General features: G+C 41.1%; 20 protein-coding genes. 13 read left to right on the forward strand and 7 right to left on the reverse strand.

From position 1 onward, the window contains the following. Positions 1 to 14: 14 nt before the first annotated feature. Positions 15 to 509, reverse strand: coding sequence for a hypothetical protein (locus SANK73390_RS01300; protein WP_462762554.1), 495 nt, complete (start codon positions 507 to 509; stop codon positions 15 to 17). 986 nt (positions 510 to 1,495) lie between these two features. Beyond that, complete coding sequence (locus SANK73390_RS01305; protein ID WP_462762556.1) at positions 1,496 to 3,100, reverse strand: isocitrate lyase; 1,605 nt, start codon at positions 3,098 to 3,100, stop codon at positions 1,496 to 1,498. 224 nt (positions 3,101 to 3,324) lie between these two features. On the opposite strand from SANK73390_RS01305, the gene SANK73390_RS01310 reads away from it, so the two are divergent. From SANK73390_RS01310 to SANK73390_RS01340, 7 genes are all read left to right on the forward strand, one after another. After that, positions 3,325 to 5,502, forward strand: a complete 2,178-nt coding sequence (locus tag SANK73390_RS01310; RefSeq protein WP_462762559.1) for a malate synthase G — start codon at positions 3,325 to 3,327, stop codon at positions 5,500 to 5,502. A 126-nt stretch (positions 5,503 to 5,628) separates the two neighbouring features. After that, positions 5,629 to 7,167, forward strand: a complete 1,539-nt coding sequence (locus SANK73390_RS01315) for an amidase (RefSeq protein WP_462762561.1) — start codon at positions 5,629 to 5,631, stop codon at positions 7,165 to 7,167. A gap of 277 nt (positions 7,168 to 7,444) precedes the next feature. Next, a complete protein-coding gene (locus SANK73390_RS01320; protein ID WP_462762563.1) occupies positions 7,445 to 9,463 on the forward strand; it encodes a S9 family peptidase in 2,019 nt (672 codons plus the stop codon). A 109-nt stretch (positions 9,464 to 9,572) separates the two neighbouring features. After that, complete coding sequence (locus SANK73390_RS01325; protein ID WP_462762566.1) at positions 9,573 to 10,445, forward strand: hypothetical protein; 873 nt, start codon at positions 9,573 to 9,575, stop codon at positions 10,443 to 10,445. Positions 10,446 to 10,585: 140 nt separating this feature from the next. Further along, positions 10,586 to 11,461, forward strand: a complete 876-nt coding sequence (locus SANK73390_RS01330; protein ID WP_462762569.1) for a hypothetical protein — start codon at positions 10,586 to 10,588, stop codon at positions 11,459 to 11,461. 216 nt (positions 11,462 to 11,677) lie between these two features. Beyond that, positions 11,678 to 12,649 (forward strand): hypothetical protein, encoded by a 972-nt coding sequence (locus tag SANK73390_RS01335; RefSeq protein ID WP_462762572.1) that lies wholly within the window; start codon positions 11,678 to 11,680, stop codon positions 12,647 to 12,649. Between the two features lie 41 nt (positions 12,650 to 12,690). Next, positions 12,691 to 14,253 (forward strand): hypothetical protein, encoded by a 1,563-nt coding sequence (locus SANK73390_RS01340; RefSeq protein ID WP_462762575.1) that lies wholly within the window; start codon positions 12,691 to 12,693, stop codon positions 14,251 to 14,253. 83 nt (positions 14,254 to 14,336) lie between these two features. On the opposite strand, the gene SANK73390_RS01345 is transcribed toward SANK73390_RS01340, so the two are convergent. Further along, complete coding sequence (locus SANK73390_RS01345; protein ID WP_462762578.1) at positions 14,337 to 16,349, reverse strand: beta-propeller domain-containing protein; 2,013 nt, start codon at positions 16,347 to 16,349, stop codon at positions 14,337 to 14,339. A gap of 248 nt (positions 16,350 to 16,597) precedes the next feature. Between SANK73390_RS01345 and SANK73390_RS01350 the strand changes: the two genes are divergently transcribed. From SANK73390_RS01350 to SANK73390_RS01370, 5 genes are all read left to right on the forward strand, one after another. Further along, a complete protein-coding gene (locus SANK73390_RS01350) occupies positions 16,598 to 17,500 on the forward strand; it encodes a MipA/OmpV family protein (RefSeq protein ID WP_462762579.1) in 903 nt (300 codons plus the stop codon). Beyond that, on the forward strand, positions 17,490 to 17,888 hold the full coding sequence (locus tag SANK73390_RS01355; protein WP_462762582.1) for a DUF3019 domain-containing protein: 399 nt from the start codon (positions 17,490 to 17,492) through the stop codon (positions 17,886 to 17,888). The genes SANK73390_RS01350 and SANK73390_RS01355 overlap by 11 nt, the downstream gene beginning before the upstream one ends. Next, entirely contained in the window at positions 17,888 to 18,577 is a 690-nt protein-coding gene (locus tag SANK73390_RS01360; protein WP_261595345.1) for a response regulator, read from the forward strand. Before SANK73390_RS01355 ends, SANK73390_RS01360 begins: the two co-directional genes overlap by 1 nt. A 7-nt stretch (positions 18,578 to 18,584) precedes the next feature. Further along, positions 18,585 to 19,448, forward strand: a complete 864-nt coding sequence (locus tag SANK73390_RS01365; protein ID WP_462762585.1) for a histidine kinase dimerization/phospho-acceptor domain-containing protein — start codon at positions 18,585 to 18,587, stop codon at positions 19,446 to 19,448. 68 nt (positions 19,449 to 19,516) lie between these two features. Beyond that, positions 19,517 to 19,813, forward strand: coding sequence for an ATP-binding protein (locus SANK73390_RS01370; RefSeq protein WP_462762587.1), 297 nt, complete (start codon positions 19,517 to 19,519; stop codon positions 19,811 to 19,813). Between the two features lie 693 nt (positions 19,814 to 20,506). Here SANK73390_RS01370 and SANK73390_RS01375 read toward each other — a convergent pair. The 4 genes from SANK73390_RS01375 to SANK73390_RS01390 all read right to left on the reverse strand — a co-directional run bounded on the left by SANK73390_RS01375 (position 20,507) and on the right by SANK73390_RS01390 (position 25,919). Next, on the reverse strand, positions 20,507 to 20,749 hold the full coding sequence (locus tag SANK73390_RS01375) for a tyrosine-type recombinase/integrase (protein WP_462762590.1): 243 nt from the start codon (positions 20,747 to 20,749) through the stop codon (positions 20,507 to 20,509). 456 nt (positions 20,750 to 21,205) lie between these two features. Further along, on the reverse strand, positions 21,206 to 23,683 hold the full coding sequence (locus SANK73390_RS01380; RefSeq protein WP_462762593.1) for an alkaline phosphatase family protein: 2,478 nt from the start codon (positions 23,681 to 23,683) through the stop codon (positions 21,206 to 21,208). Continuing rightward, positions 23,680 to 25,014 carry a hypothetical protein gene (locus tag SANK73390_RS01385; RefSeq protein WP_462762596.1) on the reverse strand — a complete coding sequence of 445 codons (1,335 nt, stop codon included), beginning with the start codon at positions 25,012 to 25,014 and terminating at the stop codon, positions 23,680 to 23,682. Before SANK73390_RS01385 ends, SANK73390_RS01380 begins: the two co-directional genes overlap by 4 nt. 38 nt (positions 25,015 to 25,052) lie before the next feature. Beyond that, positions 25,053 to 25,919, reverse strand: coding sequence for a hypothetical protein (locus tag SANK73390_RS01390; protein ID WP_462762598.1), 867 nt, complete (start codon positions 25,917 to 25,919; stop codon positions 25,053 to 25,055). A 523-nt stretch (positions 25,920 to 26,442) separates the two neighbouring features. Between SANK73390_RS01390 and SANK73390_RS01395 the strand changes: the two genes are divergently transcribed. Further along, positions 26,443 to 26,631 (forward strand): hypothetical protein, encoded by a 189-nt coding sequence (locus SANK73390_RS01395; RefSeq protein ID WP_462762700.1) that lies wholly within the window; start codon positions 26,443 to 26,445, stop codon positions 26,629 to 26,631. The last annotated feature ends 186 nt before the right edge of the window (positions 26,632 to 26,817 follow it).

Here is a 26,817-nt window from a genome sequence, read left to right on the forward strand (position 1 = left end):
CCGTGCTGCTTTTTTCATAAGGACAAGTTGGGGTTTTGGCATTTTGTATAAATGCCTTTGCGTGGCGAATCAACAAATAGATTTATGTACAAATTATAATAATTTACATCATGCCAAATTTGGTTGCCTAATGAAGGGCATATTGAGTCTTTAATGTATGTTGTGATTTGTTGCTCATTCATGGCTAAGTTAGTTGGCATTTTGATCAGCACATTGATATCTAACTTTGAAAATGTAGCGTCATAAAGCTGCCAGCTTCCCATCATGAATTGTTTTGAAAAGTGTCTAGTAATACGTTCTTTTTGTACTTTTTTGAGCGCGGAAATTTGGTGCTCTTGAGTATTATCTAATGCATAAACCCATAGTGCTGCGATAACAAAAAAACCAAAAAGTAGGCTGATAATGACAAATTTGTTGTTGGTACTCCTTTTTGGTTGAACTTGTTTTTTTATTTGTCGAGTTTCGACAATTCTTGCCCAGTCTCCATGTTTCATTGTGTGTTGTGTCATTTCGCTTTCCTCTTTTGTATGGGTTCTATTTAAGCTAAGAATTGTGTAAGAAAAATGGAGTCACTATTGTCGGTATTACTCATCGGAGCACTTAGATTAAGAGTATTATTTGTTTTATTTAGGCAAAATAAGTGGGTAATAAACTCTAATGGTTAGCAAAGTACATTTGTACTCAATACCTTGATATGGCCTAGAGTGTAATTAAACAAAGGTAATTGTTAATATTGCCCTTTCACAGAGCTTAGTCGAAACAAAGTACGTGGTTGTATTTTGGCTTAGTATCGGTTTTTGCTATCGCTAAGTTGAACAACTTATTTATGAGTGCATGTTAAACTCGTTGATTTTTAACAGGAAGTAGTTAATAAAGTCATTAAGATCACAGATATACTAACTTTAATAAACTCTGCCTTTCTAACCGAGTTATTGATATCAATATGTATATTTGTAAATTAAAGGCTATCGTATACTTCGTCTTATGATATTTACTTAAGAGTTTTTTACGTCTTTAGCCCATATTTTTAAGGGTTATAAACAATACATTGTGATTTTTGAGCTGATAAAAGTGTAACTAAATCTAGTTGTAAACTGAATCTGTAAAGGGGCTTTACAAGTTGTATTTTACTCAATAATTTACTTGTGTGACAGAATGAGGTCAATCAGTTGGTAAAATTTTGATTTATTGAACCTGAGTTAGTAAAATTTCGGTTTATTCGTTAAATTAGTTAGTAAAATATCGTTCTAGAGAGCCGTTAGTTAGTAAAATTTTGCTTTGGTCCTTGTGCCTAAAGCTTAAAATATTTAGGAAATAAAGATAATTACCTAGGTTGTAACCTATTTTTGGCAACTAAGGCGCTGTGATATACCTAAAAGCAGCTGTGAGGTTTGATTTAGTAAAAACCTGATCTCATCACTCATGAAAGGCAAAACTAAAAAAGGGGTCAAAGACCCCTTTACTAATAAGCATCATTGATTGGAATGTTTGTGTACTAAAATTGATTCATGGTGTTTGCTTCGCCGCCGGCTTTAAGGGCATTCTCACCTGAAAAGTACTCTTTGTGTGTATCGCCAATGTTTGAACCTGCCAAATCTTGGTGTTTAACGGACGCTTGCTCACGACGAATTTCTTGTCTTTGTACATCGCGAACATAAGCAAGCATTCCTAAGTCACCAAAGTAACCTTCCGCCAGAATATCTGTGCTTAGTGCGGCTGTGTGGTATGTAGGTAGTGTAATTAAGTGATGGAATATTCCTGCTTCACGTGCACCATCGCGCTGGAAGTTTTGTACTAACTCATCTGCAGCAATTGCTAATTCAGAGCTATCTAACTGTGGGGCCATCAGTGCTTTTGCATCTTGCTTAGGATCTGGATAGTTGGTTAAGTCTCTACCCTCTTGTTGCCATTGCGCATAAACTTGCTCTCTAAATTTGAGTGTCCAGTTAAATGAAGGTGAATTGTTGTATACCAATTTGGCATTTGGTACTTGCTCTTTAATGCGGTTTACTAATTCAGCAATTTGCTGAACATGTGGTTTTTCGGTTTCAATCCACAACAAGTCGGCACCTGATTGTAGGCTTGTAACGCAATCGAGTACAACTCGGTCTTTTTCAGTACCAGCTCTAAATTGATATAGCCCATTATCTAAGCGTACTGGCTTACAGAGTTTACCGCCTAATTTCATGGCCATTTCACCATCGTTTAAGTCATCAGGACTATTAACTGGCGTGGTATCTAAAAATGCGGTGTATTGACTTGCTAGATCGCCAGGTTCTTTTGACACTGGAATTTTTTGCGTCAGGCTAGCACCTAATGAGTCTGTACGCGCAACGATAATGCCATCTTCTACGCCCAGCTCTAAAAATGCGTAGCGAACTGCGTTAATTTTTGCCAAAAAATCTTCATGAGGAACAGTCACTTTGCCAGCCTGATGGCCACATTGTTTGGCATCAGATACTTGGTTTTCGATTTGGATAGCACATGCACCCGCTTCTATCATTTTTTTTGCTAATAAATAGGTCGCCTCTTCATTACCAAAGCCTGCATCGATATCTGCGATAATAGGCACTATGTGGGTTTCATAGTTGTCTATTTTATTAATAATTTCTTGGCTATCCGCCCCCGCCTGCTTTGCTTCATCAAGCTCTCGATACAAATGATCTAACTCTCTTGCATCTGCTTGCTTTAAGAAGGTATAAATCTCTTCAATCAACGCGGGAACTGATGTTTTCTCGTGCATACTTTGATCTGGTAATGGACCAAACTCAGAGCGCAGAGCAGCAACCATCCAGCCACTAAGATAAACATATGAGCGCTTAGTGGTTTTTTGATGCCTTTTAATCGCCATCATCATTTGCTGAGCAGTAAAGCCATGCCAGCATCCTAGAGATTGGGTGTATTGACTGCTGTCTTGGTCATAAGCATCCATATCTTCACGCATCACTTTAGCTGTATATTTGGCAATGTCGAGACCAGTTTTAAAGCGGTTTTGTAGATTCATACGGCTTGCAAAGTCAGGACTAATTGACTGCCAAGCTTTGCCATTTGTTTGACACAAGGTAGAGAACTTATCGAGCTGTGATTGATAACGAGTCATAATTAAATTCCTTCGAACGAGTTAAGCTATTTTTAGTTGTGAGAGTTGCGCACAAGCCAAGGCCGTTGGCGCTTAATTACACACTAGGCTCGAAAGTAAGATTTTTTAAATTTATAGTTTTTATTGTGAGTATATTTTTCGTGAATGACTTTTGGGGTTCGTTTTAAGCTTAAATGCGATATGGTTATTTTAAACCCGTTCAAACTCGACTTAGGACCATAGCTATGCAAGCAAGCGTACAACAAGCTGGATTAACCATAGATAAGCGGTTATACGACTTTATAAATCTACACGCTTTACCTGATACTGGATTAGAGCAAAATGCTTTTTGGCAAGGCTTTGCCTGTATCATAGATACTTTGTCTCCCTTGAATAAGGCGCTATTAAGTAAAAGGGAGTTACTTCAGCAACAAATAGATGCTTATCATCAGCAGCATCCGCAATGGAATCGCTCTCAATATCGGACATTTTTAGAAGATATTGGCTATTTACAGCCGCAGCCAAATGAGGTTCATATTGATACGCAATTAGTAGAGCCTGAAATAGCGTTGACTGCGGCACCTCAACTCGTTGTACCTGTAAGTAATGCAAGGTTTGCGCTCAATGCTGCGAATGCTCGTTGGGGTTCGCTGTATGACGCTCTGTATGGCACTGATGTACTCAGTGAAGATGAAGGTGCAGAAAAAACATTAAGTTATAACCCTGTACGTGGTTTTAAAGTGATGGCGTATGTACGTCAGTTTTTAGATAAAGCGGTGCCGTTATATCATGGTTCACACATAGAGAGCACAAACTACAGCGTGGTAGATGGGCAGTTGCTTGTGACATTAAATGATACGACTCAAGTTAAGCTTGCTTGCGAAACTCAATTTATCGGCTATCAGGGTCAAGCCCAGAACCCTAGTGCGATTTTACTCAAACATCATGATCTTCATATCGAGATCCAAATTGATCCTCACAGTGCTGTAGGCCAAGCAGATAAAGCAGGTGTTAAAGATGTGTTGTTGGAATCTGCTCTTACTACGATTATGGATTGTGAAGACTCTGTTGCTGCAGTTGATGCGCAAGATAAAGTACATGTTTATCAAAATTGGTTGGGGCTAATGAAAGGTACGTTGTCTGAATCTTTTATTAAACAAGGAAAGTCGTTAACACGTAAGCTCAATCTTGATAGAAGCTATACCAGTAAAGAGTCAGAGCGTATAACACTTAAAGGGCGCAGTATGATGTTTGTTCGTAATGTGGGCCATTTGATGCGCAGTCCAGCCATAGTTGATAAACATGGCGAGCAAATATTTGAAGGGATCATGGATGCCGTTATTACATCACTATGTGCTGTGCATGATTTAAAAGGCAACAGTGCCGTGCATAACACTAGCGCGCACAGTATTAATATTGTCAAACCTAAAATGCATGGTCCTGAAGAAGTATCATTTACACAGCAGTTGTTTAGTGAAGTGGAAGCGTTATTAAAGCTTTCACCTAATACGATTAAGTTAGGTATTATGGATGAGGAGCGTCGAACCTCTGTGAATCTTAAAGCATGTATTGCACAGGCAAAATCTCGCGTGGTATTTATCAATACTGGCTTTTTGGATAGAACGGGTGATGAGATCCATACCTCAATGTTAGCTGGTGCAGTGTTACCTAAAGCGCAAATTAAATCTCAACCTTGGATCGAGGCTTACGAAAATCGTAATGTCGATATTGGTCTTGCGTGTGGTTTTAGTGGTAAGGCGCAAATAGGTAAAGGTATGTGGCCTATGCCAGATAAGATGGCGTTGATGATGCAACAAAAGCAAGCTCATTTAGAATCAGGTGCCAATACTGCTTGGGTTCCTTCTCCAACTGCTGCAACGTTACATGCAATGCATTATCATTACGTTGATGTATTTGCGACACAGCAGGCGCTTAAGACACGTCAACAATCATCGTTAGATGATTTATTGACGCCTCCATTAATGTTAGAGCACACGCTGAGTAAAGAAGATATCCAAATTGAACTTGAAAATAATATTCAAGGGATTTTGGGGTATGTTGTACGCTGGATTGATCAAGGTGTTGGTTGCTCCAAAGTACCAGATATGAACCATGTTGGCTTGATGGAAGATAGAGCAACATTACGAATATCTAGTCAACATATTGCAAACTGGTTAAAACATGGTATTTGTACGCATCAGCAGGTTCGCGATACATTTAAGCGAATGGCATACATAGTAGATAGTCAAAATGAGCATGATGAGCACTATCAGCCTTTGGTATCGGATAAACATTTACTAGATGATAACCTTGCTTATCAAGCTGCCCAAGCTTTGGTATTTGAAGGTGAAAAGCAACCAAATGGTTATACAGAGCCACTGCTGCATGCTTATCGTTTAAAATACAAAGCACAGGCTAATTAGCACACTAAGGTTAAGTAGCAGCCAAACAGATGTTTGGCTGTTTCTTTTTAAGGGTCTAAAACACTTGCTAAACAGCTAATATTAGAGAACTATGAAAAGCCTAATTCAGTTAATGGAATAAGAGATATGCTTTTCAAAAAATATTCAATGTTGTTTTTTTCCACAGCAGTCTGTGCGTTGTTTAGCACAAACTGCTTGGCGCAAAACAATACATTAAAACTAGAAGAATATAGTTTGGCTGAGCTTCAGCAGCTGGTTGATCAAAACCAGCTAAGTTATCAACAGATAACACAGTTCTATCTTTCACGTATTGATGAGTTAGATGTTAATGGGCCTAAGCTCAACGCTATCATTAATGTCAATCAGCAAGCTTTGATGCATGCCAAACAAAAAGATGCTGAGCATGATCAAAACACTGAACATAGTTTACTTTATGGAATGCCAATTGTATTAAAAGATAATATTGAAACAGCAGGCAATACGCCCACCACGGCAGGGGCTGTTGCTCTTGAACACAATTATGCTCAGCAAGATGCTGAATTGGTTGCAAAGCTTAAAAAAGCAGGTGCTATCATTTTAGGCAAAGCAAATTTAAGTGAATGGGCTAACTTTAAGTCAACTCATAGTTCAAGCGGTTGGAGTGATGTAGGTGGACAAACAAAAAACCCTTATGTTTTGAATCGAACGCCATGTGGTTCAAGTTCAGGATCTGCTGTAGCGGTTGCGGCAAATTTAGCAGTTGTTGCTGTTGGAACTGAAACTGATGGTTCTATAACTTGTCCAGCAGCACACAATTCATTAGTGGGCTTGAAGCCAACCGTAGGCTTGGTATCTGGCAAAGGTATTGTACCTCTGTCTCATTCTCAAGATGCTGCGGGCCCCATGACTCGTTCAGTGCAAGATGCGGCGGTATTACTTGAGGTTATGGCTGACACCGCGCCAAACCATTATCAAAAGCACCTAAATAAAGATGGCTTGAAAGGTAAGCGTATTGGTATAGCGCGCAACGTTAGCGATTTTAATCCTGTGGCAAGCCAAGCATTTGAGCAAGCTATTACTGTACTAAAAATTGAGGGGGCTATTGTGGTTGATAACCTCACTTTGGAACATCAAAATGAACTCTCTCAAGCGGAGTTTGATATTTTACTATATGACTTTAAACACGATGTAAACGAATATTTGGCTAATACACCTGAACAAGTAAAAGTAAAATCGCTTGAGCAACTTATCGCATTTAATACCTTATTGGCCGACAGTTATTTTAATCAAGGCCTATTTGAAATGGCTCAGCAAAAAGGTGGGCTAGAGAGCGAAGCTTATATAACAGCTAAAAAATTGGTTGCTGATAAAGCCCGTACTCAAGGCATTGATGCGTTAATGGCGGAGCATAAGCTAGATGCCATTGTAGCACCGACCAATGGACCCGCTTGGGTGATTGACACGGTTAATGGCGACCAATACACCGGGGCTAGTTCAAGCCCTGCTGCAATAGCTGGTTATCCGAGTATTACGGTGCCAATGGCATTTTATCGTTCGCTACCTCTGGGTATCTCATTTTTTAGCACGGCTCATCAAGAAGGAACTTTAATTGAAATTGGGTATGCTTTTGAGCAAGCGACAAAGGTTAGAAGGTCACCTAAATTTATTTCGAGTATTGACGAATAAGCGAAGTGTTAACCCCCTTTACAGTATGTGTTTTAAAGTACGATATTAACATTGCTTAAGGAATTGTGATTATCGCAGTCCAATTATTTTTTATTTATATGTTACGCCACAAGTAATGCGTTTACCCTTACAGCATGCACAATGGCGGTAAGATATGAATTAAATATTGCTCAGCAGTGGTTAGAAGTTAAATAGTGAACTTTGATCGCAAATAATTGACCCAGCAATGTTATTAGGATTTTATTTAAACTTAATTCTCAAAAGAAATGGAGCTCAGATGAAACGTAGTTTAATAGCAGTGGGTGCTAGCCTTTTTATTAGTAGCGCTTTTGCCAGCGAAAAATCACTACAGTTGGAAGATGTATTCGACTTAGAGTATGCTAATCAAATTGAGTTTAGCCATGATGCTGAGCTGGTTTTTTTTGTTCGTAATCGAATGGATATTAAAACTGATAAAAAAGTCAGTAACATCTGGTCTGTGAATGTAAAGAGCAAGCAAATGTTGCCTGTTACTAGTGGTGTACATATTGATTATGCACCTGAACTTTCACCTCAAGGTGATCGTCTAGCTTTTATCTCAACCCGCGATGGTAGTAGCCAAATATATGTTAAATGGCTTACATCGGGTGCTGTTGCTAAAATTAGTAATTTAACACAGTCACCAAGAGCACTGCATTGGGCGCCAGATGGTAAGAGTATTGTATTTAGCCAATTTGTGCCTGAGCCTGCCAAAACGCCAGTAAGTTTAAAGGGTAAACCTAAAGGTGCTAACTGGGCAAAACCTCCTATTTTTATTGATGATGTTTTTTATCGTGCAGATGGTGCAGGTTATAACAAAACTGGGTTTACACACCTATTTAAAATTGATGCAAATGGAGGGAATGCGCAGCAATTAACATCAGGTCAATTTAATCATGGCGGCAATGTGAGTTTTAGCCCTGATGGTGAGACGATATATTTCTCTGCAAATCGCCATCGTGAACATGAATTAAAGATCACCAATTCAGAAGTGTATGCGTTAGATATTAAATCGCTAGAGATCAAAGCGGTGACTGATCGCATTGGTCCAGATAGCTCTCCTGCTGTGTCGCCTAATGGCCGATTACTTGCGTATCTTGGTTATGACGATAAACGTACAAACTATGAAAACACAAATATCTATGTGCTTGATTTAGATAAAGGTGAAAGCCGTGTGTTGAGTGAAAAACTTGACCGGAACATTGAGAGTATTCAATGGGACAGTAAAAGCAGAGGTCTTTTTTACAGTTATGACTCACAAGGGCAAACAGTGGTGGCACACCAACCTCTCAAAGGTAAGTCGAAAGTGATCACGGAAAAAGTGGGTAGCGTGTCGTTTGGTCGACCTTATTCTGGTGGTGATTTTGATGTAAGCGTCAAAGGTGATATTGCATTTACCATGGCTGATACACAAAGGCCAGCAGACGTCGCTTTGGTAAAGCGTGGAAAAACACAGCGCCTAACACACTTAAATGAAGATGCGTTAGGTAATAAGGCGCTGGGCAAAGTAGAAGAATTATGGGTTAAATCTAAGTATGACCAATTAGATATACAAGGTTGGATTGTTTACCCACCAAATTTTGATAGTGCTAAAAAATACCCTCTCGTATTGGAGATACACGGTGGACCGGTTGCTAATTATGGTCCTCACTTTAGTGCTGAAGCACAGCTATTTGCAGCCAAAGGCAATGTGGTACTGTATATGAACCCACGAGGTAGTGATTCATATGGTAAGGCGTTTGCACAAACCATTCATCACAATTATCCGAGTAATGATTTTGATGATTTGATGACTGGGGTTGATGTTCTAATCGAAAAGGGTTTTATCGATGAAGAGCGTTTATTTGTAACCGGAGGCTCTGGTGGTGGCGTATTGACTGCATGGACGGTTGGGCATACTGACAGATTTGCTGCAGCGGTTGTTGCAAAGCCCGTGATAAATTGGTTTAGCTTTGTACTGACTGCCGACTTTTATCCCTATTTTGCTGATTATTGGTTCCCAGGTAAACCTTGGGAACATACTGAGCATTATATGAAGCGCTCACCTATTAGCTATGTCGGCAATGTTAAAACGCCAACAATGTTGCTTACAGGGGATGCTGACTACCGTACGCCAATTTCAGAAACTGAGCAGTATTATCAAGCGCTCAAGCTGCAAGGTGTGGAAACGGCAATGGTTCGAATTCCTGATGCATCGCATGGTATTACGGCTAGGCCATCTAATTTAATGAATAAGGTAGCTTATATTCAATGGTGGTTTGATAAACACAGTAAATAGCCATAACTGTTTGGGCGTCATTTAACTCTAAATGCCAGCGCTTAGCTGGCATTTTCTTCACTTGTTGTTCTATCATTAATAAACCAGTTGTTTGTTCTTGGCATTTGTTGTGGGTAATTATTTAATTAAAGTTGTGTGGTTTTTGCCATGTTTATTAGGGGGGTGTTATGCGTTTGCTGTACAACTCTATGTTGGCGATGAAAATGACTTTATTATTTATCAAGGATTTAACCCTACTACGAACATTGCAAATAGCACTAATTTTTTAATTATTAATGCTCTGCCGTCAAATCAAATAACATTTGTGCCAGCCAGTTACCCGCGCGCTTTGAAAGCAATGCGCACCAGTGAAAAAGCGGTTTGTATCGCAAACAAAGTAAAAAATAAATCACGTTTAAATGAATTTTTGTTTAGTTTGCCTGTTAGTATCTATTTGAGTCGAAGGCTTTATCAACATGCCTCTGAGCCGCCTTTATCTGAGCTTATACTAACTGAAGAAGGTGAAATAAAGTCATTGCCTCAATTGTTTGATGTACATACAGATGCTTTGATTGTATTTACTCCAACCATGTCGTATGGGCCGTTTTTTGATAAGCAATTTGCTAATATAGCACGTGAAAATAAAATATACCGTGTTGGCAGTAACCCATATGATGACATGTATAATTTGTTTAGATCCAAGCGTGCAGATTTCTTACTTGGTTATCCTGCAGAAGTTTATCGTCGTTTGCAAGAAGAGCAAGTTGCATATCGAGAGTATCATGTGGCTAACGCCCCTAGATATATTATTGGTTATTGGATGTGTAATAATAATGAAAGCAGCAAAGCGTTTTTAGCTTTATTTAATTCACTCATGGTGCATATTTATAAGCAAGCATCATTTTATGACGCACACCTCCAGTGGCTTCCTAAAACCTCACAAAAGCAAACCAATGCCTATTTGGATGAGTTGATACGTCTACTCACACCTACTGAAAATTAAACGCACTTATTAATATACACCCATAAAAAGCTTTGATAGTGATAACTAAAATAATCGTTTTGTGTTTATAGAAGTGGCATATTGCATCAATATTGGCCTATGCTTTTAAAAGTTTTTTAAAAAGAGCGTTGTAGTTGATTGTGTATAGTTGTATTGCATTTTTATTTTACTGTATATGTTTTAGCTTTGCTCAGGCTGCGCAATTATACGTTGATGATGAGGTGGATTTGAGTGTGCTACGTCAGGAAAAGCCGCCAACTGGAATTGCTAATAATACCAACTTACTCGTAATAAATGCTTTGAAAAAGGAACTGATAACGCTAGTTCCTGCCAGTTATAAAAGAGCACTAAGAGCAATGCATGAAAGTGAAGATGCTATATGTGTACAAAATCGTATAAAAACGCCTAGTAGGCTCAGTAAGTTTTTGTTTAGTTTGCCCGTTAATATCTACTTGAGTCATCGTTTGTACCAACATAAGCAAGCTGTTCCGCTTGGCTCATCTTTACTTAATGCTGATGGAGAAGTTGAGTCATTAGCTAACGTGTTTTATAAGTACAAAAGCGCTTTGATAGTATTGACGCCATCAATGTCCTATGGTGAATTTCTTGATAAGCAAGTACGTAATATACCTGGTAATAACAAAGTGCTTCGTGATGGGACAAACCATTATGACATGACTTTTCATATGTTTAAGCGCCATCGAGCTGATTTTTATTTAGGCTTTCCAGCTGCTATTTTCCGGCACTTACAAAACAACCCGACCGACTTACGTGCATATGATATTGCAGGTTCTCCTAAATATGTGATTGGTCATTGGATGTGTAATGATACTGAACAAAGTCGATTGTTTTTGCAAAAATTAGATAAGGCTATTACACAGACGTATCAACATATTGATTTTTATCACGCCCATTTACGGTGGTTGCCAGAAACTGCCCAGCTTAAAACAAAAGCTTACCTTGATGACCTACTTCGGGTTCAAGGGGTAACCCCTCCTACTATTACTAATCGTTAGTAATGTTTTTCGTTGTGTTCTTTGGTAAATGTGCTTGTTTTTTATACTATTTATGTTGCTTTGAAGTAATACTCTAAACCTCATGCAAAAGTCTGTTATTTATGAAATGGTTCATAATTAGGTATAATTGTAACTTAAATGTAAATATCAACATCTATATTAGCGCTTGGCTGCGCAGCCTACATACACATCTTAAATATAAATACAGGAAAAATAATGAAAACAATTACTTCTATGTGCTTTTCTGCGCTATTAGGCGGGTTAGTTATTGCACCAGCTCAGGCCTCTTTATATAAAGACCCTGGTTTTGTAGAGCAGTCAGCGCGAGTGGTGAACAAGAATAATGCTGTAGGGCGCACTCATCAATATCGAGATCAGCAAGGTTGGATGTTTGTTGACAGTGTGGCTAATGGTGCAACTAGCGGTTTCTATCAGGCTGGTAATTGGCTGAAACTGCATAACCGTAATTTTAAAATGGCGGTTGGTTTTGTTGAGTTCTCTTTTAACCCATCAAAGTTAGAATGCACTCAGGGTATGAGTTTTAACCTAACAGTAGGTGACGATTCAGTCGCAGCATTTGAGCCAAACTGTGATGACTTACTGAATGCATCAGTAACTTATCCTGTAGAGTATTACTTTGACCTGATCCCAGAGCCTATTAAACCAAAACTTGAGCTGCCGCTGGACCCACTTGGCTTGTTAAAGCTTGGGGTTAAATTTGGTGCTGGTATTGAAGCTGGTGCTGATTTCACGGTTGGCGGTGTCGTTGGTGGTCATGGTAATGAAGAGCCTTTTGAAGTCGACGGCGTTCGTCGTCCAGATTACATCTATGCATCAGTAGAGCCTTATGTTGGGGGCGTGGTATCAAGCTCTGCATATGGCTCTTTTGGCCATGGTATCTCTGAAGCGGGCGTAAAAGGAAAACTAAGCTTACTGAAAGTAAAAGGCAAAGGCTACGTTGAAGCTGGTATCCGTCGTGTGACTGTAAATGAACAAGTACTTGAGGAAGGTTTTTTGGAGCTTAAAGTATCCGGTAAGCTGTCAGGTGGTGACGGTAAAATACAAGGCTACTGTAAAAAGTTTTGGGGATTGTTGCAGTTTCATGTTGATATCATGAAGTGGGATCCACTTTATGAGCGTGAAAGAACATTGTACCAATATGCTAGTCCTAGCTGGGAACAGCTTTAATTTTTACTTGGCGGCAGCTGCCGCCATTTTTTGGAGTTTTTATGAAAATTAAAGTGTATTCAGCGATTCTTTTAGTGATTGCAGTTGTATCTATAGGGGGTTATTTATCTTATGAACCACACTCAGAGAAGACACAATATCAAAAAGTATCTCTTAGTGATGAAGTAAATCATGAACAGACTCAACCTTTGAGTTTTTTTGTATCAGTTGATTCATCCATTCGCAGTGATAAGCAAGTTTTACTGTCTCATTCGCAGCTTAGTTGGCACATGCAACTGCAAGCACAACCCAATACTGAACTACTTCTCGGGCAGTTAAGCGATATTCGTTATTCACAAGACAGTAAACCCGTGTCACTGGTAAGCACATTGCCGTTTAAAATAGCATACACACAAAATCGCTTTGCGCAGCTAGATTTGCTCGGCCTCCCTGCTGAGCATACGTTACAGGTAACAAAGCAGTTGTTTGATTTGTTGAGTTACGATATCAATCACCCTTTAACCTTAAAGCAGCCGCAGGGACAAGCAACTTATCGTTATCAAAGAGTAAATAACACAATTGTGCGCACAGTTGAAAAACAGGCTTACCTGAATGCTAACCATAAACCCCAAAAAGAACAGCAAGATTGGCGGTTATCATTAAATAACTCAGGTGAGATAGCGCAGCTTAACTATGTGAATACACGGTATTGGTTACAACCGCAGCAAAATTATATTGTTGAGCAGAGTGTGACTGTGACTAAAGCACCTAGTCGATCACTGATGCTAGCTAAGCAGGCTGATAATGTAAATGCAGGCATAGAGGCTGACCAACTTCAGTCTAAGAGAATACAAGTTACTAATAAGCAAACATTTGAAGATGCGCTCGTTGAGCTAAAGGTTTCTTTGTCAGCAGAGCTGGCACGAGCGGTTGGACAATACTTAGTGGACAATTACAATGCCTATGAAATACAAGCACTGCTTGATGCTATGCCAGATTCTAGTTCCGCTATTATATATGCGCTGCAAAAACTGCAAACGCCTCAGGCTGAAGCGATGTTGGTAGATTTACTACAGTTTGAACAAACCGCAGACTTAGATAAGCATAAATTGGCTATGGCATTGGGCCGCTTTGGCGCATCCAGCGCATTGTCATTACAGGCGTTGCAATTAATTGCTGAGCAGCCTTCCCACCAAGCGGCTAATACAGCTCTTTTAAGCTTGGGTACAATGGCTTATTTTTCACCCGAACAAGCTATCAGTATAAAAAACTATTTGCAGCAAAATTTATCAGAGCAAACGAGTTTATCAACCACAGTTTTAGCGGTTGCAAATAGTAGAGATCCGAGTTTACTTGCGCAATTACCTCCGTTATTACACAGTGATGATGGCACAGCAAAACTTAATAGTATCAAAGTTTTGAGTAAGCATGAGCATTATCAAGATGAAGTTGTATCTGCGCTTTTATCATCTCCTGAGCCTCGGCATATAGCAGCATTTACTCGGACAATGTTAGAAACACAGCAGGCCTTAAGTGCGCTTAATATCGCTAGGCTTCAACAGTTGTACAGCAAAACACACAACCCTGTGATTCGCAAAAAAATAACTGAACTTTTAGAGGGCTAGCTCATTTGAAGTTAAATGCCATGGCAAAATAATAGTGTCATAAAAAGAAGATACCAGCGAGGTGCTGGTATCTTTGTAATAGACTAGTGTGGACCTGTGTTTTTGGCAGGCGTTAGCCAGTCACTTTGCCAAATATAGTTGCCATGGAAATAATATAAATCGTCTTGATGGATAATGGCACGATCATCGCCTGACCAAATGTAGGGGATATTTTCATTATCAGGATAAGAAATCATACTGCTGCCCATATAGTTCATTTGTATCGTATTGGTATTAAGTTCAAATGCAGCAAGTGCATTGTCTTTTGCCCATATACTGGTTACAGGATCTGAGCTATCAGTGTGCCAAGTTTCAATGGGTAGCGTGAAGCGGTACAGGCCATTTTCTAATGGTAAAAAGCTAAATGCATGATAATTGCTTTCTACTGCTGAATAGGCATTGTCAAAAATATGTTCGCTAACCTGCTGTGGGTTATTGATATTACTAATATCAAACAAGCTTACTTTAGCCCCCTGTGTGATCACCGGTGTGTCATCGCTCAGATCATCGACATGTTGACCAACCCCCAATAACAAGCTGTCGCTTATTGGGTGTAAATATGAAGAATAGCCCGGTATTTCTAGTGCACCTGCAATATTTGGCATTTGAACGTTAGATAAGTCAATCACATAAAGAGGATCTGTTTGCTTAAATGTCACTACATAAGCACGGCTGTCGGTAAAGCGAACCGCATAAATATCCTCATCAACAATGCCTTTTGAATTGACTTTACCGATAGGTGTTGGTTGTTGGTCATTTGGTAGTTGGCTGAGTACGGCTAACTCATTGCCTTGTTGTTCAAGTGTAAAGAGTGTGTGATTTAAGCCATCCGTGGTGTTACCACTGCTTGTCACAACACGTAAATATTGCTGTACTTCACTAAAACGCAGATTCTGATTACGCCAGCCAAAATGCCCAGTTACTTTGCCGGTCGCACTATAATCTAATGCGTTTCCAGTGAGGCTGAATTTATGAATGACAGAGTTTATTTCATCATCTGTATAGTCAGTACTGTATGCATAAAGAGATTGTTGTGATGCATATAAACCATCGACATATGTGTTAACACAAATAGAGCTTTGCTGTGTTGGGTCAGTCAACGATATTTTTGTTAAAGTCATAATGGCATCATAGCCATCATTTGTTGTTGCACCTTCGTTGATATAGCAATTATCAGAGCTGAATAATGGATTAGATTGTGAATTAAGGTTGTTTTTAATTGCAGGGAGTAGTTTATTGATTTGTTCGTTTTGTAAAGCTTGGTAGTCAGCTAGTTTGCTCTGCTCACTGTTATCAGTGCCAACAAAGCCGTCAAATTGAGGGTAATAGTTACTAACAATATAAAGTTGATTGTTTATAACACGCGTATCAATAAGCTGACCATCAATGGTGTAATGGGCCTTTACAGAAGCCTGTTCAGGTATGCTTACATCCATTAAACTTAGCTCAAACTGCTGCGCTGTGGGTGCCATTATTGAGGTGTTTGCTACCTCTTGAGTTTGTACCATCGGTGAGCTAACGCTAAACCAGCCGATATCATGATTGAGCACAGCGAGAGTGTTGTTATTAAGGAACAGTTGTTGTTTTTGGTATTGCGTATTAGAACTGGTTACATCACTTACTTGTGTTAAACCACCCGCCTCATCTCGCTTTATAATGCGAATAAACTGACGATACTGCTCAGAGCTTGTTAAGCTCTGAGCAGTATTTGCACTAACATACATGTACTGGCCGTCGTACTTAATTCTATCGGCTTCATCAACACCTTGCTCTTGCACATTCGTACTAGAAAACTGGCTATTACTTACTGCTGCATCAGCACTGACTTCACCGCTATTAGTGGGTGTTGCATACTCATAATGACGCATAAACAGACCATTTTTAAGGTGTGTAGTAAACTGTTGTGTACTGGCTTTACTTAGCGCAGTTGTTGATACTTTTAAACCGCTAAGCTGCGGTAAAGTAGTTGTTTTTTTATCGGAACTGTCATTATTACTATCAGAGCAAGCGCTGAGTAATAAAGTAACACCGATAGTAATTACACGAGGGTAGAACATTACATATCTCCTTTTATCAATGAGTCATTATTACTGTACAAAATTTGCCTAGATTAACTGTTACCATTGAAGTGTGAATTGTTATTAAGTGTTACTCTAGATAGTAAATTGCAAATACGATGGTAAATTAGCTAAGGTAAGCAAATTTACATCTGCTCTGTTGGAAAGTGAAAGTAAATAATTGCTCATCACCTTTTTGATGGTGTTGGTTTTTACGAGTGGATGTCGCAGTCATGCAGGAGGTTGGTTTGAAGCAGTTGCTATTGTGGATGAGTTTAATGTTGGCGTTACAGGTCAATGCACAGCAGTGTGAGCCAAAATCACAAGAGTGTGTTGAGGTTGGGCAATGGCAATTTTCTGTTGCGGTGGGCGCTGGGGTGATGACCAACCCGCTGGTTGGTGGAGAAAACTTACCTTTGTTGGTGCTTCCGTATGTGAGTTATTACCGAGATAAGTTTTTTTTAGATAATACCACGATTGGCTATACCTTTAAGAATACTAAACATTTTGATGTGAGTATTATTGCGGAGCCAAACACAGAGCAAGCTTATTTTGAGCGTTTTCATATTCGTAATCTAATCGCGCCAGAGAGTTACCTTGAAACGAGTAGCTCCGAAGGAGACTCTGGTATTTTGCCTGATGGTACTGCCAGCGAAAACGATTTGTCGCCCGTAAAACCAAAAGTCAGTATAGATGAAATATCCAAACGTAAATGGACCATGGATGGTGGCTTGTTAGTGCATTGGTATGCAGGCACTCAAGGTAAATTTACATTTAATTGGTTAAAAGACCTAGGTGGCGTTTACCAAGGTCAACATGCAACGATTAGTTACAGCCACCAAATTAACCTGCCCAGACATATACCAGCAAAATTACAATTCAAGTTTGGGGCGCACTGGCAAAGTCAGCAACTTGTTGATTATTATTATGGTTTACGAACTAAAGACAAATTAGACCCGCATTTTTATTATCGAGGAGAAAGTACCATTTCTCCTTTCTTATCCGTAGCATTTAATTATCGTTTGAACAAACAATGGCAATTAAAAGTAAGCGCCAAGCATAAGTTCTTCGGTTCAGGTATCAGCAATAGCCCATTACTCAAAAGTCACAGTGCGAGCAGTATGTTTGTAGGAGGGCTTTATGAATTTTAAAGCGTATTTTGCTGTTGCGCTGATTTTGGTGTTAAGTTGCACAAAGCTATTGGCCGCAGGGAAGAGCTCTGGCCACACTCAATTAACTATAAAGCCAGTAACATGTATTGTCAGGCAGTTAGGTGAACTATGTCAGATGACAGTACAACTGTATTGGCAAAATGATGTGCCTACTGATGCTTGTTTGTATCAAGGGAAAATCAAATTAAAGTGTTGGCACGCACAGCAAAAGATAACCGAAAAGCTTGAAATTTCTTTACAAAAAAATATGGTTTTTCGTTTGTTCGATAGTAAAAAAGAGTTGCTGGCACAGCAGAAAATTAGTGTAAATGCGACTATGAGTCGCCAGTACCGGCGCAGACTAAAAACAGATTGGAGTATTTTTTAATGGCCCATGTGATGCTTGTGGAAGATGATATACGCTTGGCCGAGTTGACAGCCCAGTTTTTGCAAAGCCATGGCTTTAAAGTAAGCAAAGTGCACGATGGTGAAAAAGCTTGCAAGCAGATTGTGAATGCTCAGCCTGATGTGGTGATATTGGATATTATGCTTCCTAATCAAGATGGTTTTAGTGTCTGTCGTCATGTGCGGCCTGACTATCAAGGGCCTATTTTATTTTTAACTGCTAAAGATAGCGACTTTGATCAAGTGCGCGGGCTTGAAATTGGCGCTGATGATTATGTGATAAAGCCAGTTGAACCGCATGTTTTACTGGCTCGTTTAAATGCGCTATTGAGACGCAATAGCGCAGTGTCACGTAATAGTGAGCGATTGACTTTAGGTCAATTGAGTATTGATAAAGCAAATCGCAAAGTAATGTTGCAGCAACAAGAAATAGAGTTAACCAGCTATGAGTTTGATTTGCTATGGGCATTGGCTAGCCATGCTGGCGAAACTCAAAGTAGAGAACACATTTACAAACATGTGGTTGGCCGTGAATATGATGGTTTAGACCGTAGCGTAGATGTACGGGTTTCCCGGTTACGTAAAAAACTTAATGATAATTTAGAGCAGCCAGAGCGATTGATCACCGTCTGGGGAAAAGGCTACTTATGTTCAAAGTCAGCTTGGGGATAAGTGCTCAATGATCCGTTTGTTGGTCAGTTTATATTTTGTGGTCTTTGTAAGTATTATTGCTATTAATCAAGGCAGTGAATTCATTTGGCAACACTGGGTTTATCAGGCACCAGATGACCTACGCCATGCCAAGCAGGTTGCCAAGAGTTTGCAAGCCAGTGTGTCTGAACCTGCGCATCTTGCGTCATCGATACAACGTTACAGTATCGATGAAATTGCCTGGTTAGTAGAACAGCGTGAGCAGCTATTACAAGGTGATGTGATCACCACTTATACTGAGCGCAACGATGCGTTACTGTCTTTTTTACTAAAAGATAACGCTACTTTGGTTCAGCTGGGGCCATTTCAGCCCGCTGAACAAGTATTGCTGCCAAAGTACTTGTTGAAGTTATGCTCATTTTTACTTTTGGCTGTATTGCTTATGTTTTGGTTGCGCCCACTTTGGCGAGACTTGATGCAGCTTAAGTATGTGACTGAACAATTATCCAAGGGGCAACTTAATATTTCAGTTGCCCCTTCACGGTTTTCTGCAATTGCCACCTTAACGAGTCAATTTCATACTATGGCGACAAAGGTCGCAAATTTAATGAATAATCAAAAACATTTAGTCAATGCAGTATCTCATGAACTTCGCACGCCCCTAGCCCGCTTAAAATTTGCTTTGGCAATGCTCGAAAAACAAGCGCCTGAGCCGGTGTATCAAATGTCGCAAGATGTACTTGAGATGGAAGTGTTGATTGATGAAATGCTTAGCTATGCGCGCTTAGAAATGGCACAAAGTACGCTACAGTTTGAGCCATTTGATATAGTTGCCTTATTGAATGAGCAAATGAAAAAATTGCAGCGGATCACAAAAAACAAATTGAATTAGACTGCCCCTTTTCACAGCTATCTTTAGTTGCTGAACGTCACTATATTGCAAGAGCCTTACAAAATTTGATGATTAATGCCCATAAATATGGGCAAGAAAACATTTATATAGGTGTAAAAGCAACCCAAAGCCATATTATGCTTTTGGTTGGTGATGACGGCAAAGGTATTGATGAAAAAGAACACGCTAAAGTCTTTGAACCTTTTTCTCGACTTGAAAAAAGTCGTAATAAAAGTTCTGGCGGGTTTGGCTTAGGGTTAGCAATTGTCGCTAAGATTGTTGCTTGGCATGGCGGTCAATGCGAGATTCAAACTTCTCAATGGGGCGGCGCGCTGTTTGTTATTTACTTACCTCGTTCTCATTAGGTTTGATCTACCTTTTAACCGCTCAAGTGCACCTATTAATACAAAATATTGTTGCTCAAAAATTAGTCGAATATAATGTCAAGCCTCGGTGGTATTCATTAGGTTTATCTGTAACCGTTTAAAGTTTTAAATTTGGGTATCTGTCTTTTTAGTTTTTTTCAGAGTTGTTTTAGTTGCCAAGGCCTGTTCACGCTATGGCAAACTCAATCAATTTATTATTACAGGTGAAGAGTACGTTATTTTACGAACGATTGATTTTAGGTCTACCAGATTAAAAATATGCCCTTAAACGTCTTAGGTTTGGTACATAATCACAATTATGGGGTCTTGTGCATAAACGCGATATTTTTCGGTTAACCCTCTGTAGGCCTTTAATTTCAAGCCTTTTAGAAGAGGTGTAATTTCTCTAAGGCCTAAATGCTGACTTTCGGGAACTCCAGATCTCTTCAAAGCGTGATCCTGCTACTCGCGTATAATGAACGGGATATTTTAGAGCTCAATGGTCAAGGTAATCTTGGATAAGCCGAAGGTCATATCCTTGGTTCGCCAGGTAATATCCGCATGAGTGTCTTAATGACATTATCTAAGCCACAGCGCTTTGCCGCTTGCTTGATAATGTAGTTTACAGATTGTCTGGTCGATGGTTGATTTCGTTCACTAATAAACAACCAGGGTAAGTTATCAGTTTGAGAATTAAGGTACTTTTTTTGACCATAACTCATCCCCGGCAATTGGCTGTTCAACTGACAGACCATTTTTCAATCGTTCTATCCAGATCCGGGATTGTGCAAGGTTCAAATCAAATATTCTTAAAGATATTGCTTCACTTACTCTCAGACCATGTCGGTAGATCATTAACAACAGTAAGTGATCTCGAATATTGTGACGGCCTTTTTTGGCAGCATCTAGTAGTTTCGATATTTCTTCATCGTTCAAGAAATCCTTACTACGCTCTTGGCTCTCCGTTACCCCATTTTCATCACTTTTTACATTTCGCCGGTTGGTCAGGATTGTTCCACGGACTTGTAGACCCTATCATCATTGTAGATGATAAGGCCTACTCTTTACAAAAAGAGCCCAATGTAAAAGAATATCTTTTCCAATTACGCTATTTCATCATATTGTTGATTTGAATTAGCTCGTTCTAATTCTTCTTTTGGCGCATCACTAACAGCTTTAAGTAAAACACCAAACTTACGCCCTTGATGTCAATCCAGCGCCATGACAAATTCCTGTAAAGTATCCTCTCTCTTCGTTTTAAATATATATCCAAATATTAAAGTGGTGGTATTTTTTCTATTCTTTCAGTCATATTTACTTCCCCTTTGTGTAATATACGGTCACAGTACAAAAGCTGAAAGAATATATCTATGGCTTTTGTGCAAAACCTCATCAAGCGTCATTTGCCAATTCATATCTGTCCAGCAGTAGGAATTTGACGCCTTGTGCTATGGTTTGCGGCCGGCCTCTCGCGCCAATGGCGGTCCTCATCAGTATACAATCGTTGAGCGGGTTGAGAAGGTTCTGTTTAATAAAATACACATGGCTGTCATCGACAAAAATCTGACTTTCCGCATTGCCCATCGCTGTCGCCGATTCGTTGCCATCAGCAGTGATGCTTTTTCTTTTTACCAGCTCTCCGCCACCGACAAAGTGGGCGAAGCCATTTTTGATGGTGGGCATCGAATGGCACTGTGGGTCCAAAACGGTCAATTCGTTGGCTTGGCTGTCGACATAGAGTTTGACCAAACGGTTTTGTTTATCCTGAAAATAGACATGGTGCTGATATACCCAGGGGGCGCTGGTACAATCGGGACTCAGCAACCGGGATAGACGTTTTTCCGCGGTGTCCAGGCGGCATCGGTATAATCCACGGGACGAGTTCGTGCGACCTTGACCCAAAAAGTAGACATGGTTGCCGGCAACAAATGGTGTGTCCAGGCACTTGATATCCTTATCGACAACGGACAGGAACAATTTGTTGCGGCTAAAAGTCAGTTCACATAATTGGTTAGAACCATTGCGAATGTATACCTTCCAACGATGCACAAACGGATGGCCGTTCATTCTGTAATCGGTCTGTATGGTTACCCATTTTTCGCCGTCGTAATGATCGACATAGGACAGTTTGTTTTGCTTGTTCTTGTAGAACACTTTACCGGCAAAGAAAAATGGCCTGGAATAACAGTTGGCGGTTATCAATTCCTGGTTTTGTGAAACCTCAGGAACGATGAGTTGGCGTATTAGCTGGTTGTCGGCGTCTACGTAATAGATGTAATTGCCTCTGATCTGCCGGACAATAGAATATAGTTTTTGATCCAATGCCGCGATGTCCTGTTGGCTTTTTTCATGATCTATCAAGCTTGATTCCGGCAGCTGCAACGCACAGTTTTCTTGTTTTAACCTTTGTTCGATAGCGTGCAGTTTGCTCGATAGCTGAATGTCGTTGTACCCAATGTTTTCCGGGGTCGCAATTAAACGGGATGGTGGCGAGTTGTACGATGGTTTGCGCTGCGCTTGATTTCGTCCGGTTACGACAAAGTCAAAAGTCGGCGCCGCTGCGGTCCTGTTGCCAAGCTGCCATTTGTCTTTGCTGATGTTGAAGTGTTTCAAAATCGTCGCGATAACCGAAGTGTGATCGAACGGGACGTTCGATGGAGACCTGAACAAGGTGCGTGGTTTTATCATCGGAGAAACCAGGATCAAGGGCACGCGAACACCGTACCGGTTGAATTTGAATTCGTATTCCTTGTTGTCCGGTGACGGTGTGTTGCTACCGCTTCCCCATGGGATGGCTGCACCCCATGGCGGCGGCACGTGATCGTAAGTGCCACCGTGTTCGTCAAAATTGATGATCAACAGGGTTTGGGCAAATGCTTCACTGTTGGATTTCAGAGAGGAATAAACCTGTTGCAGGAATTGCTCACCCGGCGCGAGGTTGGTCGGCGGATGATAGTCACTTCCTTGTATGCCCGGTTGGACGCCCAACGCCCAATGTTCCAGCCCCCACTTGGGCTCAAGGTAACTCAATCTGGGTAAATTGCCCTTGGCCGCCTGCGCCAAAAACGCATCCATGTCGGCAAAGTGCGGTTTGAACTGTTTCCCTTGCAACTGCTCCATCAGACACCTGATGTAGGAATAACCTTCTATACCCAGTTCGTTTTCCGTCCAATTGCCCTTGGAGTAATAACACATCCAATCGTTGGTGGTGTTGAAGCCATTCTCATGCAACACGTTAAACATGCTGCGTTGATTAAACTGCTTGCCTTCGGGTTTACCTCGGGTCCAAAAAGTAGTATCTCTGTTATTGACCCATGCGGTCAACTGTTCGTTGTCGTCCAGGCCCAAAGAGTTGCCGCAGACGGAAAAGGCGCGGTTGCAGTTGGTTTGCGTCGGTACCGAACTGAAATACCTGTCGCATACGGCGTAGTCTTTTGCCAGCCCGTTGATGACAGGCAGATCTTCAGGGGTGTAACACTGCATAATCTGCTGTTCATTGTCGTACCAAGCGCCATAATCCTTGACAAAACCGCCCATGGTGCACCTGGTGTTGTCACTCGGGGTTTTGGTATCGCCGAACAGTTGATTGTTCACATACTGGTATTCTTCGTTGGGGTCGTGTGTCGGTACCTGTAGATCCCCTTGTGATTTGCTTACTGCAATCTTTTTGCCGTTTTTGTCGAAGTTGGCATATTGACCAAATGCCAGACCGTCAAAGTGACTTGGGTTGTTTACGTGAAGTTTCTGGGCGGGTTGCTCCTGGTCGCTGTAGAGCCAACCCAACACATTGTCGAAGGAACGGTTTTCCAACATCAAGTAAACGATATGACGGATGTTGTCGAATGCATTGGTTGAGTATTTATGAGTCATGATCGTCCCTGCATTATTGCTGTTTGTTGATTGAGGTATGTGCTTTGGCCGTTTTGATAAAAATCACCGACTCTGACCGCTTGAAAGCTTGTTGTTGACGAATATGTTGGCGCCTTTACGGGGTTTTCCATCCCTGCCTCGCGTTCCTTCAAGGCCGTCGGCGCCATCTTGAGCTTTCTGAACCGAGTGGAATTTGGCGGACAAAGGTGTGGCTCGCGGCTTATCGGACCATTCGCGTAACCGTCCGTTTCGCCCCGCCGCACCGCCTTTGCCGGTCGGGCCTTGTTGTCCTCCCGTCCTCCCGTCCCGCCGTTACCGCCGTTTCCACCTGCGCCGCCGCTTCCTTCGGAAATTCGAACATTCGTTCGCAACAACTGTTCGTTCGCCTGGATAGTCAAGACCGAATCTGCCTGCAAACCGTCAGCGCCATTGCCACCATTGCCGCCGGGTTGGCCCGGCTTTCCTTTGCGACCAGGTTCACCATGACCTGCCCGGGTGATGATGCGCAAAGGTTGCGATTCAAAGTTCACCAGTTCACCCAGCATGATTTCTGTCGCTCTGACCATTTGCCCATTGCGGCCATGGTTTCCCTTGGCGCCATCAAGGCCCGCAATTCCCGGCTTGCCGTCCATATCGAATGGATTGACGCCGTACTCGACAACCTCGCCTATCGCCGTAGTGGCGAATTGAATGCCTGCGGCATGCTCCCCATCGTTGGATGGAAGTTCGAGCTGAACTGTGGAGGTTTGTGACTTTGACGGATACGACTTGCTGAAAATCCCTATATCAAAAGGATTTGTATCGCATTGCGATTCGGTTGTAACGTCAGGCTCCGCCCTGATCAGTCTGTGACAGCATATCGAACAAACGTCGCCATGCGCGGCTATCCTGGCCCCGGGTGACAAGGTCAAAGATTCGATGTTCACTACCAGATAGTATTGCTTGAGGGACTTGTAGCCGGTGTCATCTACCACCGACAAGTCCCAGACTTCATTTTCTTGCAGAACTTTGTTTTTTACCGACAGGCATTTGATCACCGGCATACCGAACGATGTTCGTAGCCGATCCGACACCTGTTCAGGACAACCGTCGGCAAAAATGTAGGCTTCAAATTTGTCGTGAAAGCCTTGATACAACCTGCTACGGCCAAGTAATCCGGTATAGAAGAGGGGCTTTCTGCCTCGCCTGATTGCGCTGTCGGCGTTGCTAATGAGCCTGTAGTCCTCCAATCGGTTCAACCTCAGCCTCGATTTAATCAAGCCGCTTGCGGCCAAATCGCCCATATCGTGTCCGAGTTCATTAGCCCGCTGTTCAAACGATTTATTAAACATGGCAATTGCCCCTCATTGGTCTGCTTTGATGGTGAGATTTAAAACCTGGGTTGAACCTGAACTTTGGCTCCGTTGACTCGGCTGTTGTCTGTGCCTCTGTTACCGCTATTGCCGTCGTTCCCGTTTCTGCCATCATCGCCGTCACCACCGTCTTCATGGTGACGGGCGGCTTTACCTGCAGCGCCGCCGCTGCCACGACTGCCGCCATTACCGCCATTACCGCCGTTGCCACCGGAGCCTCCCGGGCCACCATCGCCGTTCTTTATGCTGATCCCCAGTGATTTGGCCTTGAGTTCGTTGTGAATGGCAATATATGCAGAGCCGATATTTTCGCCACTTTGTCCTGATGAGCCATCTTTGCCATTGCTGCCGCTGCCTCCGCTATCGCGATGGTTGGCGCCGTTCTTGCCAGATGAGCCATTCTTTCCTTTCAATACTAATATCGGTGTCGTTTTATCGATGATATTCAGGCTGTCTGTGACAAGGGTGAAAGTGGTGGATTCGACTTCAATACTACCACCTGGTTCTATCGTTAAATCGTCAAACAGCAGAATTTTTGGCTCTTTAAATGACAGTTTTTTGTTCAGCACCACTAGTTTTTGTGCGCGGACCTTTACCGGTAGAGGCAAAGCCTTGTGCAACTTCGGAAAGTTGTCGGTGTGGCGGGAAGAAGGGTTAAACACGAATTGCAAAAACTGTGAATGCAACTGGTTCAATACGGTACCATCGGTACTTGGCGGTGTCATGTTAACAGTGACATTGTTGGGGTTAAGCACCTTCCTCAGTTCTTCCAAAGAGCTGAATTCTACGGTCTTTACTATCTCCTGGCCACTGTCGTAAGCGTTCAGATCTATACCCAGGTTCTCAAGCGTTATTCTAGTGTCGCTGCCCAAATCGGCGTTCATATCAAATATCCTTGTTTGTAGTTCACTGTGATTTGACGCACTGTCTGGTGATGACTGGCAACTTCACTCAGATGTTGAATTCTGTCATTATTGTCTTTGCCCTGATACTAGCCATCATTCTCTGATAACAGGGCATTTTTTAAAGTCATCTTTATTATAAAAAATAAAACAGTTGAGAGTCGTTACTCTTAACACAGAGACTTAACTAAATGCGCGTTCTGTAAAAAGTTGCTGGGCAATCAATCAAAAAGGAATGGGGCAACTTTGAATGCCGTTCCTATTTTTAATTTTTGTTGCTCAATGCAACCTCTTGGATACAAATGTAGCAAGGGTGTTATCTTAAAAACATTACACACTATTACACTGGCTTTGAAATTGAGCGGATTACTGATTTGACCACACCATAAAATGTTAATATATTGTTTTGAAAGGTGGGGTTGCAAGCCCGAACTTATCCTTACAAAACAATCTATATGCGAAAGAAAACACTTCAATTAGTGAACTTCATACCGAATACTAAGATCTGTATGCTCATCCAAAGTTTAATGACAACGACCGTGACTACTTTTTTAATCTTAACGATTCAGAGTCATCGGTACTTAAGCAATTCAGAGTAGTACAAAGCAAAGCGTATTTTGTATTGTTACTCGAGTATTTTAAGGCTAAACCGATCACTTTGACCTTTACCAGGGGAATGGTAAAACTGATCTAGAGCATATTTATGCGCTATTTTCCAACTATTGGTTTACCTCGAAAAAATATAGATAAGAAAAATAACCAAGACAGTCACTATTGAATTATGAACATGCAAATCCAATACCTTTGATATTTTCATGCTAAAAGCACTTCTTTACCACTATTTTTAGTTTTATCCTAGGGTTTAAGTGGTAATTGCAAA

It is taken from the genome of Pseudoalteromonas sp. SANK 73390 (genome assembly GCF_054966645.1).